At 53.8% G+C, this 15,219-nt stretch carries 8 protein-coding genes; all 8 read left to right on the top strand.

Translation table 11 applies throughout. The features are described 5' to 3' along the window. Positions 1-76: 76 nt before the first annotated feature. The 8 genes from OQ371_RS14015 to OQ371_RS13980 all read left to right on the top strand — a co-directional run bounded on the left by OQ371_RS14015 (position 77) and on the right by OQ371_RS13980 (position 15,202). On the top strand, positions 77-2,380 hold the full coding sequence (locus tag OQ371_RS14015; RefSeq protein ID WP_265988617.1) for a DUF1549 domain-containing protein: 2,304 nt from the start codon (positions 77-79) through the stop codon (positions 2,378-2,380). A 22-nt stretch (positions 2,381-2,402) separates the two neighbouring features. Next, positions 2,403-3,836, top strand: a complete 1,434-nt coding sequence (locus tag OQ371_RS14010) for a DUF1501 domain-containing protein (RefSeq protein WP_265988615.1) — start codon at positions 2,403-2,405, stop codon at positions 3,834-3,836. A 344-nt stretch (positions 3,837-4,180) separates the two neighbouring features. Beyond that, a complete protein-coding gene (locus tag OQ371_RS14005) occupies positions 4,181-7,387 on the top strand; it encodes a SusC/RagA family TonB-linked outer membrane protein (protein ID WP_265988614.1) in 3,207 nt (1,068 codons plus the stop codon). A 46-nt stretch (positions 7,388-7,433) separates the two neighbouring features. Continuing rightward, positions 7,434-8,942 (top strand): RagB/SusD family nutrient uptake outer membrane protein, encoded by a 1,509-nt coding sequence (locus tag OQ371_RS14000; RefSeq protein ID WP_265988613.1) that lies wholly within the window; start codon positions 7,434-7,436, stop codon positions 8,940-8,942. 361 nt (positions 8,943-9,303) lie between these two features. Then, positions 9,304-12,000, top strand: coding sequence for a c-type cytochrome (locus OQ371_RS13995; RefSeq protein WP_265988611.1), 2,697 nt, complete (start codon positions 9,304-9,306; stop codon positions 11,998-12,000). A 91-nt stretch (positions 12,001-12,091) separates the two neighbouring features. After that, the gene (locus OQ371_RS13990) at positions 12,092-12,883 is read left to right on the top strand and encodes a 3-keto-disaccharide hydrolase (RefSeq protein ID WP_265988609.1); all 792 of its coding nucleotides are present in this window, start codon (positions 12,092-12,094) and stop codon (positions 12,881-12,883) included. A gap of 12 nt (positions 12,884-12,895) precedes the next feature. Next, positions 12,896-13,951 (top strand): aldose 1-epimerase family protein, encoded by a 1,056-nt coding sequence (locus tag OQ371_RS13985; RefSeq protein ID WP_265988608.1) that lies wholly within the window; start codon positions 12,896-12,898, stop codon positions 13,949-13,951. A gap of 27 nt (positions 13,952-13,978) precedes the next feature. Continuing rightward, complete coding sequence (locus tag OQ371_RS13980) at positions 13,979-15,202, top strand: class I mannose-6-phosphate isomerase (RefSeq protein ID WP_265988607.1); 1,224 nt, start codon at positions 13,979-13,981, stop codon at positions 15,200-15,202. The last annotated feature ends 17 nt before the right edge of the window (positions 15,203-15,219 follow it).

Below are 15,219 nucleotides of genomic sequence, written 5' to 3'. Positions count from 1 at the left end.
CTAATTTGATTACAAAGTGACGGTATTAACAGAATCTTTTTGGCTTTGGCAATTTCTCGGCCGTCTGCACCCGCTGATGGTCCACTTCCCGGTCGGGCTGCTTTGTGTGGCCCTGCTGCTGGAAATAATCGGCTGGTCGCGCAAGTCAAACGACATGCGCGCTGGCATTACCGCCCTGATCTGGATTGGGGCCATCAGTTCGGTCGTAGCGGCTATTTTCGGTCTGATCCTGATCAACCAGGAAGAGTACGGGGGCGATACCGTCACGATTCACCAGTGGTCGGGTCTGGCAACGATGGCGCTGGCCCTGCTGACGGTTTTTGCCGTGCAAACCAAGCGGTTGGTCTTCTACCGCAGTCTACTGTTTCTGACGGTTTTTGGCGTAACCATTGCCGGTCATTACGGGGCGCTCCTGACCCACGGTGAAGATTACCTGACCAGTGTACTGCCTTTCAACAAAGAGAAAGAAGCTCCCACCACCTCCGATCCCAACCTCGCTTTCATCAGCAACACCAGCAACCAGCCGCTCAACGCCAAACAGATTGAGGACCTCAACCTGGAAGTGCGCTCGATTCTGGCCCACAACTGCTACAGTTGCCACAGCGCCACCAAAATGAAGGGCGAACTGCGGCTCGATACGAAAGAATTACTCATGAAAGGGGGCGAAAACGGCCCGATCCTGAAAGTAGGCCACCCCGAAGACAGTGATATGATTCGCCGGGTAAAACTGCCCGCCGGTCATGACGACGCCATGCCGACCAAAGGCAAACGGCTCACCGAAAAAGAAATTGCACTCCTCGAATTCTGGATCAAACAGGGCGCTCCCTGGCCCAGTGGGGCGCAAAAAAGCATTTACCGGGTGGCCGCCCTGGAACCCCGGATGCCCGCCGTTCCCGCAGCGACCGGCGACTTGACCAACCCCATCGACCGGTTTGTAAACGTCTACTTCCAGCAGCACAAAACTGCCTGGAAAACGGTTGTCGACGACCGGACCTACCTGCGACGGGTGTACCTGGACGTAGTGGGTTTGCTGCCAACACCCGAGAAAATTCAGGCTTTTGCGGCCGACCCCCGGCCCAACAAACGCGAGTTGCTGGTAACGGAACTGCTCAACCAGGACGACGCCTACGCACAACATTGGCTCACGTTCTGGAACGACGCGCTCCGGAACGATTATTCCGGAACGGGCTACATCACCGGCGGCCGCTTCGACATTACGAAATGGTTGTATACGTCGCTGAAGAGCAACAAACCGTACAACCAGTTTGTGCGCGAACTGATCAACCCCACCAAAGAATCGGAAGGCTTTATCAAAGGCATTAAGTGGCGCGGCACCATCAACTCCAGCCAGAGCACGGAAATGCAGGCGGCCCAGAACGTGGCGCAGGTATTTATGGGTCTGAACCTGAAATGTGCCTCCTGCCACGACAGCTTTATCAGTGACTGGAAACTGGCCGACGCCTACGCTTTTGCCAACGTCTTTTCCGACACCACCCTGGAAATTCACCGCTGCGACAAACCGACGGGCAAGATGGCCAGCCGGGCTATTCTGTTCAAAGAACTGGGAACCATCAATGGCCAGGCCCCTACGGCCGAACGGCTCCGCGAACTGGCCGAGTTCATGACGCAGCCCAAAGACGGACGGCTTTACCGCACGCTGGTCAACCGGATCTGGGCGCAGTTGATGGGTCGCGGGCTGGTTGAACCCGTCGATATGATGGACAACGAGCCCTGGAGCCAGGATTTGCTCGACTGGCTTTCCGCCGATTTTGCCGCCAACGGCTACGACATCAAAAAACTGATGGCCACCATCCTGACGTCGAAAACGTACCAGTTGCCGTCCATCAGCGTGAAGGACCCGGCTCTGCTGACGGCTCCGACCTTTGTGTTTGAGGGCATGGTCCGTCGGCGCATGTCAGCCGAGCAGTTTGCCGATGCCGTTAGTTTGGCCTTCAACCCTATTTATGGCGACTCGGCGCTGGCAACCAAGCTTTTGCCCGAAACCATCAAGCAGGAAATACCATTTCCGCGGGCTTCGCTGGTGAAAAACGACCCGTTTCTGACGGCGCTGGGCCGCCCGAACCGCGAAACCGTCAGCACCAGCCGGACGTCACAGGCCAACCTCTTGCAGGCATTGGAACTGACCAACGGAGCCAAGTTCAACGCGACCCTGAAACGGGGTGCCGAACTGTGGAAAGCCCAATACCCAAGCTCCGAGCAGTTGGTAACCCAGTTGTACTGGAAGGCCCTGGGCCGCGCCCCGCACCCCAAAGAGCTGGCCGTAGCCGAGAAAATAGTGGGTAAAACGCCGAAGGTAGAAGGCATCCAGGACCTGGTTTGGGCCATCAGCCTGCACCCTGAATTTCAATTGATCAACTAGCACAACCAAGACGAATAGCGATATGAAACCCAGATGGAACAGACGCGAGTTTCTGCAGCGCACCAGCGCAGCGACTCTGGCAGCCATGGCGGCCGGTGCTCCAATGGCGAGCCTTCTGTCAGGCTGTAAAACCAAGAAAATCGGTCAGACCAACGGCACCGCCGATACGGTGATTCTGCTCTGGATGGCCGGTGGAATGGCTCATACCGAAACCTTCGATCCGAAGCGATACACGCCCTACGAAAAAGACATGGAGGGCAACCGCGTTCTGAGCACGTTCAAGCCGGTGCCGACGGTGCTCGATGGAATCAACTTTTCCGAAGGACTCGAATCCATCGGAAAGGTCATGGATAAAGGCACGCTCATTCGCTCGTACGTCTCGGCCGATCTGGGGCACATTCTGCACTCGCGTCACCAGTACCACTGGCACACCTGCTACGAACCGCCCCAAACCGTAGCGGCTCCGCACATCGGCTCCTGGATCGCCAAGGAACTTGGTCCCAAAAATCCGGTGATTCCGGCGTTTATAGATATCGGTCAGCGGTTTACGGTGGGCGAAGCTGAAGAACTTAAGGCTTTCCACACCGCCGGTTTTCTGGGCAATGAATTCGGCCCGTTCTTCATTCCGGACCCCAGCCAGGGTCTTGAGAGCGTCCGGCCGCCGGTCGGGATGGACGCCAAACGGTTTGAGCGCCGGAACCAGCTCTACAATGACCTGATCAGCAACAGTCCGTTTGGCGAATTTGGCAGCGATTATCAGAAAGAATCGCTCAAACGCTCAATGGAACAGGCCTACATGCTGCTCAACTCACCGGAGGCCAAGGCGTTCGACCTGAGCACGGAGCCGAAGGAGATTTACGACATCTACAACACCGGCCGCTTCGGGCTGGGCTGTCTGCTGGCCCGTCGACTCACCGAGCAGGGTGCCCGGTTTATCAGCGTCACGACGGAATACGAACCCTTCAAGGGTTGGGACACGCACGAAAACGGCCATACGCGCCTGGTCGATATGAAAAAAATGATCGACGGCCCCGTGGCGCAGTTGGTAAAAGATCTGGACAAAACCGGTCACCTGGACCGTACCATGATTATTCTGGCGAGCGAGTTCAGCCGGGACATGATGGTGGAAGGCCGTCCGGGCGAGAAGGTGAAAGAGCAGGTCAACCAGCCGGATATTCTTTCCGACCTGAAGTTCTACGGCATGCACCGGCACTTCACCGACGGCAGTTCAATGCTGATGTTCGGCGGGGGGATCAAGCGGGGGTTTGTTTATGGCAAAACCGCCGACGAGCGCCCCTGCAAAACCATCGAAAACCCCGTTAAGATCGACGGTATTCACCAGACCATTTACCACGCGCTGGGTGTACCGGAAGACACGCAGTACGAGATCGAGAAACGACCTTTCTACACAACGCCGGATGGCAAAGGAAAAGCAGTCCTGGAACTGTTAACCTAACAAAATCCTAAAATATATCCATTTAATCGAATAAGCACCCTTTTTTGCTAAAACCAGCAGAGTAAAGGACAGTGCTTATTGCATCTTTTTGTTAATTGAATTAATTTCATAATAAATAGAAATTAATAAATACTATTTTCCTAAACCCTTTCTTTTAAATTGTGAAAAACTATCCACGAACAGGCCGTAGTCTACAACTTAATCATCTCTATTATGCCGTAAAGTAATGCCATCACGTATTCACAATGCTGGAATTAATGTGAGCGAACTTTTAATTCATTCCCTGAAGAAGAACAACTGGTTTTAAGCAGGACTTCTCCTAAACCTTTACCAATTATTACCTCATGAAAAAACGCATTACTCGACTGGGTAGCTCCCACCGTATTGCCCAACAGATACTAACTCCGTGTCTGCTTTTCAGTTTGCTGACTAGCCCCGCCTGGACCTACGCAGGCGGTAAAAACCCTGGATTGGAAAAGAAATCAACTACGACGGCCCCGCTGGCAGTGGATGTTATGGGTACAGTAACCGATGAAAGCGGGACTGGACTGCCGGGTGTCAATGTGGTCGTGAAAGGTACCACGCAAGGCACCACTACCGATGCCGAAGGAAAATATAAGATTTCGGTTCCCGACACCCGGGCGACACTCGTTTTTAGCTCTGTCGGCTATTTGAAACAGGAACTGGTTGTAGGTAGTCAGACTTCCATCAACGTCAAACTATCCCCCGACGATCAAACGCTATCGGAAGTGGTGGTAGTAGGATACGGTAGCCAGTTGAAAAAGGAGGTAACGGGAGCGGTGCAAACCGTAACGGCGAAAGAGCTAAAGGATATTCCGGTTTCGCAGGTCACCCAAAAATTGCAGGGTCGTCTGGCGGGGGTTCAGATCAACCAGGCCACCGGTAAACCGGGTCAGGGGATGTCCGTCCGGATTCGGGGTCAGTTATCGGTTTCGGCGGGTAGCGAGCCGTTGTACGTTGTCGACGGTTTTCCAATAACCGGAAGCATTGGCGCCATCAACCCGGACGAGATCGAAGACATTTCCGTTCTGAAAGACGCTTCTTCTACGTCGCTGTATGGCTCGCGGGCGGCCAACGGGGTCGTACTGATCACGACCAAGCGCGGACAGGCCGGCAAAACCAGCGTGAGTTTCAATGCTTTCGCGGGCGTTCAGCAGGTACCGGAAAAGGGCCGTATTAAAATGCTGAATGCCCAGGAATTTGCGCAATTCAAAAAAGAGTATTACGAAGACGATGCAAAACCCGTTCCTGCTGAATTTCAGAATCCGGCGCAGTATGCCGACAAGGACAACGACTGGTTTGGTGCGTTGCTCCGGACGGCTCCGATCCAAAGCTACAACCTGACCATCTCCTCGAACACCGACAAGGCCAGAACGTCGATTGTTGCGGGAATTTTTGACCAGGAAGGCGTTATTCTGAATACGAAATACACGCGTTACTCCCTCCGGATGAACACCGATTACGACGTTTCGGATAAAGTACGGGTTGGATTCAACATTGCTCCTCAGTACGTGTTCGACAATACGCCCCGCACCGACGGCGACCGTGGAACGGGTATTTTGTTCAACGCCCTGCACACCTGGCCCGTGATGCCCATTCGCGATGCCAATGGCGAGCTGACAAAGTTCAATACCTTCCCCAGCAGCACCGGTAACATCTACAACTACCCGAACTGGGTACGAGCCGCTACGGAACTGGTTAATCAGAACAAGCAGACCAAGCTGCTCAGTAATGCCTACCTGCAATACAGCCCCATCAGCGGTTTGCGGTTGAAATCAACCATCAACATTGAGTTTGAAAACAACAAGTTTTTCTTCTTCAATCCTTCGACGGCCACGAGTGCGATGAACGTACCGATTCCGACAACGGCGGTATCGATCCGGCAGGCGCTGGAAAACGTCGGTTGGCTGAACGAAAACACCGCTACTTACAACCGCAGTTTTGGTGATCATAACTTTGAGTTGCTGGCAGGTTATACGAATCAGCGGTTTCGGCAGGAGTTTTCGCGCATTCAGGCCGACACCTATGCCGACGACCGTCTGCCAACTGTTCAGGCAGCGCTCAACATCAACCGGGGAGGCACGCAAAACGGCGTAAACGACTGGACGCTGACATCCCTGCTGTCGCGGCTAAACTACAACTATAAAGGAAAATACCTCTTCACAGCCGCGATCCGTCGCGATGGTTCATCCCGGTTTGGGTCCAACAATCGCTGGGGAACATTCCCGTCCGTTTCGGCGGGTTGGGTCGTTTCGGATGAAGCGTTCCTGCAAGGCACTCCCGAAATATCGTTTGCCAAACTGCGGGCCAGCTACGGAATTATCGGGAACAACAACATCGGTAACTACACCCAATACGCGCTGATCAACAACACCGTAAACTCGGTATTTGGTAGCACTGTGGCGACGGGCGCTGCCGTAACGACACTGGCCAACCCCAATCTGGGCTGGGAAACCACCCGTCAGCTCGACCTGGGACTCGACCTTGGACTGTTCAATGACCGGATTCAGTTTACGTACGACTTCTACACCAAACGGACCACGAACCTGCTCTATGCCGTACAGATTCCGCAGGAAGCCGGATTTGGTACGTTCTGGGACAACATCGGTGAAATTAAGTTCTGGGGTCACGAATTTGCCGTTACCACGCGTAATACCGAAGGCAAACTGCAATGGACGACCAACGCCAACATCTCGTTTAACCGCAATAAAGTCTTAGAACTGGCGCCGGGCATTGACCGCGTATACGGAACCTTCCACATTACGCAGGTTGGTCAACCCTTTGGGATGTTCTACGGCCTGGTGAAGGACGGCTTTTATAGAAGCCAGGAGGAAGTTGACTCATCTCCCATCGTTCCAGGCCGTTCGGCCGTCGGTACCATCAAGTTTAAAGACGTGAACGGCGACGGAATAATCACCAACGGTGGGGATATGGACGACCGGACCATCATTGGCAGTCCGTTCCCCAAATTTACCTACGGTATTACCAACAACTTGAGCTACGGCAAATGGGATCTCTCCATCGTAGGCTCTGGTTCTTACGGCAATCAACTTTGGGTTCGCCACCTATACAGTACCGCTAACCTCGACGGGGTATTCAACATGGTGGAAGGCGTGAAAGATCGCTTCCGGGTTCAAAGTATCCGGAACGCCGATGGTAAAGTCACCAGTAGGACGGTAATCACGGAAGGCAAGGGCATGTATGGCGCTACCAACGAAGGCGGAAACTACACCGGTCTCGAACGCGACTGGAACAGCAGCCACTTCCTGGCCGACGCATCGTTCTTCACCATTAAGAACATCACCCTCGGTTATACCTTTGGCAAGCTTCAGAAGTTCTTCCAATCGGCCCGGGTGTACGCTTCTGTTCAGCAGGCTTATGTGTTCACCAAATACTGGGGCGGACCTAACCCGGAAACCAGCGCCCAGGCTGACGGCGGTGGCGACGGCGGAAACCTGAGCCAGGGTGTTGACTTCTCCAACTATCCGGTTCCGCGTACCTACACGATTGGGGTTAATCTTAACTTCTAAATCAGGTTGACAGTCCACTTTATTTCACCAGACTTTTCTAACAAGTATGAAAATAAAATACATAGCAACTTGGCTTTTGGCAATAGCCCTGACCGGTTGTAAAGAAGACTTTTTAACGGTTACCCCCGAAACCCAGCTCAGTTCCGCTACTTTTTTCAAGTCAGAAGCAGATTTTGTGCAGGCCGTCAACGCCACCTACGCGCCCCTGCGCCCCATGTTCAACGACCGGGCCTGGAAATTGCAGGAATTGCATTCCGATAACGCTTACTATGCCCGGAACATTCTTTACGGGGCGGTGGATCCAACTGAAAACCTCGCTGACTTTGCGGTGCCAACGGCAAACGGCGTAACCGCCAACGATAACGTACTCCAGCAGTATCGCTTGAACTACCAGATCATTGCCCGCGCCAACCAGATCTTGACCACCATCGACGGTGTTGAGTTTGCGGAGGCTTCCAAGAACAATCTGAAAGGACAGGCGCTGTTTTTACGCGCCTTTGCGTATTTCGATTTGATTCGTTTGTTTGGTAAAGTGCCCTTGCATTTAAAACCCGTTCCGAATCGCGAAGAAGCCGCCCTGCCGCTATCAACGGCAGATCAGGTCTACGCACAAATCGAGGAAGATGCCAAAGCAGCCGCTGCGCTTTTGCCCAAAAAGGCGACTCAGGAAGCAGGTCGGGCCACATCCGGTGCGGCTAAAACCCTGCTGGCCAATCTGTATATCACCCAGAAGAAATGGCCCCAGGTGGAACCATTGATGAAGGATGTGGTCAACAATGACACGTACCAGTTGATGACGGATTACAGCGAAGCTTTTTCGAACACCACCAGCAATAAAAACAACCTGGAATCGGTTTTCGAAGTCCAGTACATGGAAGGAGCCGCCGGATTTAACGGGAACTTCATGTACCAGTTTATCCCCTCGCCTGTTACCATAGACGAGTTGAAACCATTGACGGGAACCTCCAACACCCAGCCTACGTCGCAGGAAAGCAATAACATTCCAACGCCGAACCTGATCAGAGCCTACGAAACCGGCGATAAGCGTAAGGATGCAAGCATTGGTTACATTACGTTAAGCACCAGCTTGCGGACGGATAAGAAGTTTCCCTACATCAAGAAATACTCCCGGACTCACTCGCTCCACGGCAATACCGGCCAGAACTGGCCAGTTTACCGGTTCGCGGAAGTGCTGCTTTTCTTAGCCGAATCGCTGAATGAACAGGGAAAGACCGCCGAAGCAGCCACGTATCTCAACCGGGTTCGCACCCGGGCAGGTTTGCCCGCAACAACGGCAACGTCGCAGACGGACATGCGCGAAGCCATCTTCAAAGAGCGTCGGGTCGAGCTAGCGTTTGAAAACAAACGTTGGTTTGACTTGACCCGGACAGGACGGGTGAAGGAAATTATCACGGCTTACGGCGCCGAAGTTAAAGCGAATCCGGCGGCTTATTATTACCCGGATGGGGCCGTTCCCCCGCCGAATGCCTTCACGGTTCTGGACGATTACTACGGTCTGCCGGCGGTTGAGTCTGCTCTGACTCCGCATTTTTAATGACCCGAACCCGGCTGGCTCCTCTGGCAACCAGCCGGGTTTCAAACGATTACCCGGTTTGCCCGAACCTTTCTTTGGCAGGCAATCAGTAAGAAGCCCTTCCTTTTAACTTATCAGGCGTATGAATCAACTTTTATTTAAATAACAACAGCCTTTATATGATCTGCAAACCCATACCCGTTAACCGTCTCTAGCCAATCGATTCAAAATCTTTAGCCGGGTCAGTACAGCGCCGGACAATGATTTCAAAGGATATCAACTATTTTACCATTTCATTGAATTTATAGCACTTACTCGTTAACAGCTTTTCTCAGCTTTCGGGTCGACGAGCATTTTTTTACTGTATAAACCCAATTAACTTATGTTTTCAACGTACCGATCGGTTAAGTTGTTTTTATCAGTTTCCGCACTGGCGCTACTCGGAGCATCCTGGGTGACGATGCAGGTTTCGGAAACGGATAAAAATCCGCTGGCCGACAAATCCAAAATCGACAAGCTAAAGCTGCTGCCTGGTTTTAAGGCAGAGCACCTCTACAGCCCGTCCGAAGACGGAAACGGATCGTGGGTCGCCATGACCTTCGACAGTAAAGGCCGCATGATTACCTCGGATCAATATGGTTCTTTATACCGTCTGGAGTTACCGCCGATCGGGTCGGGTGCCAAACCCAAGATTGAAAAACTGAACATCAAATCCGACACCGCCAAGGTGAGTATGGGCTACGCACAAGGCTTACTCTACGCCTTCAATAGCTTGTACGTTATGGTTAATAACCGGGCCAGCCAGCGTTTTCCAAAACCCAGCGGCCTATACCGTTTGCAGGACACCGACGGCGACGATCAGTTTGACAAAGTTACGCTGTTGCGGGAATTGCAAGGGGAAGGCGAACACGGTCCGCACAGCGTCGTGTTGTCACCCGACAAAAAATCGCTTTACGTTGTGGCCGGAAATCACACCGACGTTCCGAAAATGGACGCCTATCGGCTTCCGTCCAACTGGCAGGAAGATAACCTGTTCCCACTGATCAAAGATCCCCGCGGCCACGCTAACGACCGCATGGCACCCGGCGGTTGGGTGGCAAACATCGACCCCGAAGGAAAGCGCTGGGAACTGATCGGAGCCGGTTTCCGGAACGAGTTTGATGTGGCCTTCAACGAAGCCGGTGATATGTTCACCTATGATTCGGACATGGAGTGGGATTTTGGTACGCCCTGGTACCGCCCGACCCGGATTTGTCACATCACGAGCGGCTCTGAATTTGGCTGGCGCACGGGGAACAGCAAGTGGCTGCCCGGCAATCCCGATAACCTGCCACCGTTGCTAAACATCGGCCAGGGGTCTCCAACCAACGTCTTTTACGGAGCGAATGCCAAATTCCCGCAAAAATACCGTCAGTCCCTGTATGCCTTCGACTGGAGCTTTGGAATTATTTATTCCGTTCACCTGAAACCGAAAGGCGCTACGTACGAAGGCGAACGGGAGGAATTTATCTCGGGTTCACCGCTGCCGCTGACCGACGGTACCATTGGCCCCGACGGCGCCATGTACTTCCTCACCGGCGGCCGTCGGCTGGAATCCGACCTGTACCGGGTGTATTACAACGGTTCTGAATCGGCTTCGGCTGCGACAACGGCAGCCAACATCACGCCGGAGCATAAACTTAGAACGAGCCTCGAACAATACCACGGCGAACCGAATCCGGCCGCTCTGGATGCCGCCTGGCCGAACTTGAGCCACCCCGATCGTTTTGTGCGCTACGCAGCCCGAATTGCCGTTGAACACCAGCCGGTTGATCAGTGGCAGGCCAAAGCCCTGGCCGAAACCAACCCGCAACGGGCCACGCAGGCCATTGTGGCGCTGGCCCGTCAAGGCAAAGCTGACGCCAAAAGTGGTGCCATCAATACGCTGCTGAAAATAAACTATGCTCAACTTCCCGAATCACAACAATTCGATGTTCTGCGCGCGTTTGAACTGATTTTCCTACGGATGGGTGCGCCCGAAGCCGGTGATAAATCGAAGATCACTGCGTACCTGAACCCGCATTATCCGGCCAAAACCGCCTTGTTGAACCGGGGCCTGAGTAAAGTCCTAATCTACCTGGAAGCACCGGGCGTTGTTGCTAAAACGCTGGCGCTGATGGAGAAAAAAGAAGAACCTGGAATGGACGCGCTCAATCTAACGCCTTCGACGGCTTCTTCCGACTTGATCCTGCGCAACCCGCAGTACGGCTTAGACATCGCCAAAATGCTGGAAAAAGTACCACCGCTGCAACAAACCTACTATGCCGTGATGCTGAGCCGTCAGGAAACCGGCTGGACGCCCGAACTGCGGAACAAATACTTCACCTGGTTTGGCAACGCCTTCAAATACCAGGGTGGCCGTAGCTACGTCGGTTTTATCGACCGTGCCCGCAAACTGGCCTTAGCGCACGTTCCGAAAGACCAGTTTGAAAAATACAACAAAATGTCAGGATCGGAGCTGCTGACTACTTCGGGCAACGATCTGGCCATGGGATATGCGCCAAAAGGACCGGGTCGGCGCTGGCAGTTGGATGATGCCGTGGCCGCCGTTGGCAACGACCTCAATGGCCGGAATTTCGAGCAGGGTAAGAAAATCTACGGGGCCATTCTGTGCAGCCGGTGTCACTCTGTTCAGGGTTCAGGTGGAGACGTTGGTCCGGATCTGACGCAACTCGGCACCCGGTTTTCCAACAAGGATATTCTGGATGCCATTATCAACCCGAACAAAGCAGTTTCTGATCAATACGCTTCTACGATCTATTACCTGAAAAACGGTCAATCCGTTGTCGGTCGCCAGTTGTCGGAAGATAAGGTAAGCTATACGATCTCGCAAAACCCGTTTGCAACCGACCAAACCCGTAAGATTCCGAAGAAAGACGTAACCTCAACCAAATATTCATCGGAATCCATCATGTTACCCGGCCTGATCAACGCCCTGAACCCGGATGAACTGAAGGACCTAATGGCGTACCTGAAAGCCGGTGGCAACCCGGATAACGAAGTTTATAAAACCAATGGAGGTGCCGCTAAAGGCAAATAAGTAACGAACAGAACCGTAACTCTCCGCTTCGGCCGGAGGTTACGGTTCTTCGTTTTTGCAAACGTTCACGCGCTAAAAATCAAACAGTACAATGTTGACAAAAACAGGATTAAAACTCCTTCCAGTCGGGCTGACACTGGCCGCGTTGCTAGTGAGCGGTGTCACAACGACCAGCCTGGCACAGGGGAAAAAGAGTAAAAAAGAGAAAGGGTTTGTATCCATCTTCAACGGCAAGAACTTGGATGGATGGGACGCCGACCCCACCTACTGGCGGGCCGAAAACGGTGTACTGGTGGGCGAAATCACCCCAACAACCCTCCTCAAAACCAATAACTTTATTATCTGGAAAGGCGGACAACCCGCTGATTTCGAATTGAAAGGCGAATTCAACATTACCGAATCCGGCAACTCCGGCATCAACTACCGTAGCGAACAGCTTACCGACATTCCGTTTGCCCTGCGCGGTTACCAGGCCGACATCGACGGCAAGAACAATTACACCGGCCAGAATTACGAAGAACGCAAACGAACCACATTGGCCTACCGCGGTCAGAAAACCACCATCAAACCGTTTACCGGACAGGCAACGCCCGAAGGAATCCGCGCCAACGTCAGCCGCAACGCCTGGAACGGCTTGAACGTGACGGGTTCGCTGGGCAGCTCCGACTCGCTGAAAACCCTGATCAAGAGCGGAGACTGGAATTCGTTTCATCTGATTATAAAAGGCAACAAACTGCAACACTACATCAACGGCGTGCTGATGAGCGAAGTTACCGACGAAGATACCGTCAACGGAGCCGCCAAAGGGATGCTGGGCGTTCAGGTACACGTTGGCCCGCCGATGAAAGTGCAATACCGGAACCTGATGTTGAAGCAATTGTAAAAAAGTATCGATTTGACACCCCCAACCTGGCAGAATAAACTCTCCCACCCGTCGCAATGGGGCGGCATCGAAACCGCCGTTCTCGACAACGGCTCCGGCCGGGGCACCCGAATTGCCTGGATCAACACCGGAACGGGCCTGCGCTACAAAGTAGTCATTGACCGGGCGATGGACATCGCCGATGCGTTTTACAACCAGCACGGGCTGGCCTGGATCAGCCAGATCGGCGTTACAGCCCCGCAACCCTTGTCGGACCGGGGGATCGACTGGCTCCGTACCTTCACCGGCGGTCTGCTGACCACCTGCGGCCTGACCCACGTCGGCGGTCCCGAATCCGACGAATACGGCCAGCGTGGTCTGCACGACGAGATCAGCAACCTCCCGGCCGAAATCGAATCCATCATCCAGCCCGACCCATTGCGGGGCAAGTTCGACATGAGCATTACCGGCATCATCCGGCAGACGCGCGTGTTCGGCCCCAGTCTGGAACTCCGGCGCACGATTTCGGGCACGCTCGGTCAGCCAACGATCCGGATTCACGACGAGGTGATCAACCGGGCCAACACGGCGGCTCCGCACATGCTGCTGTACCACTTCAACTTCGGCTGGCCGCTGGTCGATGAAGGAACCGACATCGTCTGGCAGGGAAGCTGGCAACCCCGGCACCCGGGACCGAACAACACGATTTTTATCGAAGGCAACGACTTCCGTAAATGCCCGGCCCCGCTGGAAGACCACAACGGCGCGGGCGAGGAAGTGGCAATCATCGATCCCACCGCCGATTCGGACGGGGTCTGTACGGCCGGTTTATACAACGCGGCCCTCGGTTTTGCGCTGGCCCTGCGGTTTCGGAAAGACCAGCTACCGTGGCTGACCAACTGGCAGCACTGGGGCAAAGGCGAATACGTGACGGGCATTGAACCGGGTACGCATCCGCCCATTGGTCAGGCAGCCGCCCGCGCCCAGCAAACGTTGCTGTTTCTGGAACCGGGCGAAAGCCGGAGTTATGAAGTTGAAATCCAGATTTTGAGTATGGAAGACGCCATTCAGTCCTTTTTAGGAAAATAAGTTTAGCCGATTAAAAGTGAACCCTTCATGGAAACAACCGAGAAAGTAAGTTTAGCTGAAAAAGCACTAGAGCAAGGACAAGGTATTTTACGGCTGGCCCCGACCTGGGTGCCCCGCTCCTTCTGCGTTCCCGGACGCCGGATTAAGTTACACCCCGATGATTATTACGTCCTGGGGGGAGAGCGCGGTGGTATCGACGAACGCTGGTTATCGTCCACCACGCCCGCCAAAAACGGTCCGCTGACCGGCGAAAACGAAGGGTTGAGCCAGGTTGTTTTCCAGGATGGCGACCAGGAAGTGCAGTTTCTGCTAAAAGACGCCGTTGACGAACTGAAAGGCGAGTTGATCGGCGACCGGCTGTGGAACGAATACGGTAGCTGGCCGATGTATTCCAAATTTTTCGACAACATGGGTCCTCTGCCCCACCACCTGCACCACAACGACGAGCAGGCGGCTCAGATTGGGCAGCTGGGCAAACCGGAAGCTTATTACTTCCCCCCGCAGCTGAACAACCACGGCGGTGATTTCCCGTACACTTTTATCGGTATCGCCCCCGGCACCAGCAAGGAGACCATCAAGGAATGCCTGCAAAACTTCACCAAAGGCGATAACAAAATCACGAACTACTCAATGGCCTACCGGCTCGAACCGGGAACGGGCTGGGATGTTCCGCCGGGCCTGCTGCACGCTCCGGGCAGCCTCTGTACGTACGAGCCGCAGAAAGCGTCCGACGTGTTTGCCATGTACCAGTCGCTGGTGAACGAAGCCATTATTCCGGAAGAACTGCTCTGGAACGGTACCCCGAAAGACCGCATTGGCGATTACGACCAACTGATGGAAGCCATCGACTGGGATCTGAACGTCGACCCGGAAATGATGAAAAACCGGTATATGGTGCCGAAACCGGTAAAAGATGAAGCCGAAATGGCCGCCGAAGGATACCGAGAAGTGTGGGTTTGCTACAAATCCGACGCCTTCAGCGCCAAGGAACTGACGGTATTGCCCGGCCAGACCGTCACCATCAAAGACAGCGCAGCCTACGGTTTGATTGTCATGCAGGGCCACGGCAAACTGGGGGTTTGGGACATCGAAACACCCGCCCTGATCCGGTACGGCCAGTTGACAGACGATGAATTTTTCGTTAGCGAAAAAGCAGCGAAAGAAGGCGTTACCATCGTCAACCCGTCTAAAAACGATCCGATTGTTATTCTGAAACACTTCGGTCCGAGCAATCCGGATTTAGTTTTATAATGTCTGGTTTCGGGTAG

The organism is Larkinella insperata (assembly GCF_026248825.1).
Classification (GTDB): domain Bacteria; phylum Bacteroidota; class Bacteroidia; order Cytophagales; family Spirosomataceae; genus Larkinella; species Larkinella insperata.
Note: the sequence above shows the minus strand (reverse complement) of the source record. Positions and strands in the feature narration are given on the sequence as shown.

Excerpts from the sequence above, each read along its gene's own strand:
- OQ371_RS14015 (WP_265988617.1), top strand. The coding sequence starts at position 77 with ATGGTCCACTTCCCGGTCGGGCTGCTTTGTGTGGCCCTGCTGCTGGAA.
- OQ371_RS14010 (WP_265988615.1), top strand. The coding sequence starts at position 2,403 with ATGAAACCCAGATGGAACAGACGCGAGTTTCTGCAGCGCACCAGCGCA.
- OQ371_RS14005 (WP_265988614.1), top strand. The coding sequence starts at position 4,181 with ATGAAAAAACGCATTACTCGACTGGGTAGCTCCCACCGTATTGCCCAA.
- OQ371_RS14000 (WP_265988613.1), top strand. The coding sequence starts at position 7,434 with ATGAAAATAAAATACATAGCAACTTGGCTTTTGGCAATAGCCCTGACC.
- OQ371_RS13995 (WP_265988611.1), top strand. The coding sequence starts at position 9,304 with ATGTTTTCAACGTACCGATCGGTTAAGTTGTTTTTATCAGTTTCCGCA.
- OQ371_RS13990 (WP_265988609.1), top strand. The coding sequence starts at position 12,092 with ATGTTGACAAAAACAGGATTAAAACTCCTTCCAGTCGGGCTGACACTG.
- OQ371_RS13980 (WP_265988607.1), top strand. The coding sequence starts at position 13,979 with ATGGAAACAACCGAGAAAGTAAGTTTAGCTGAAAAAGCACTAGAGCAA.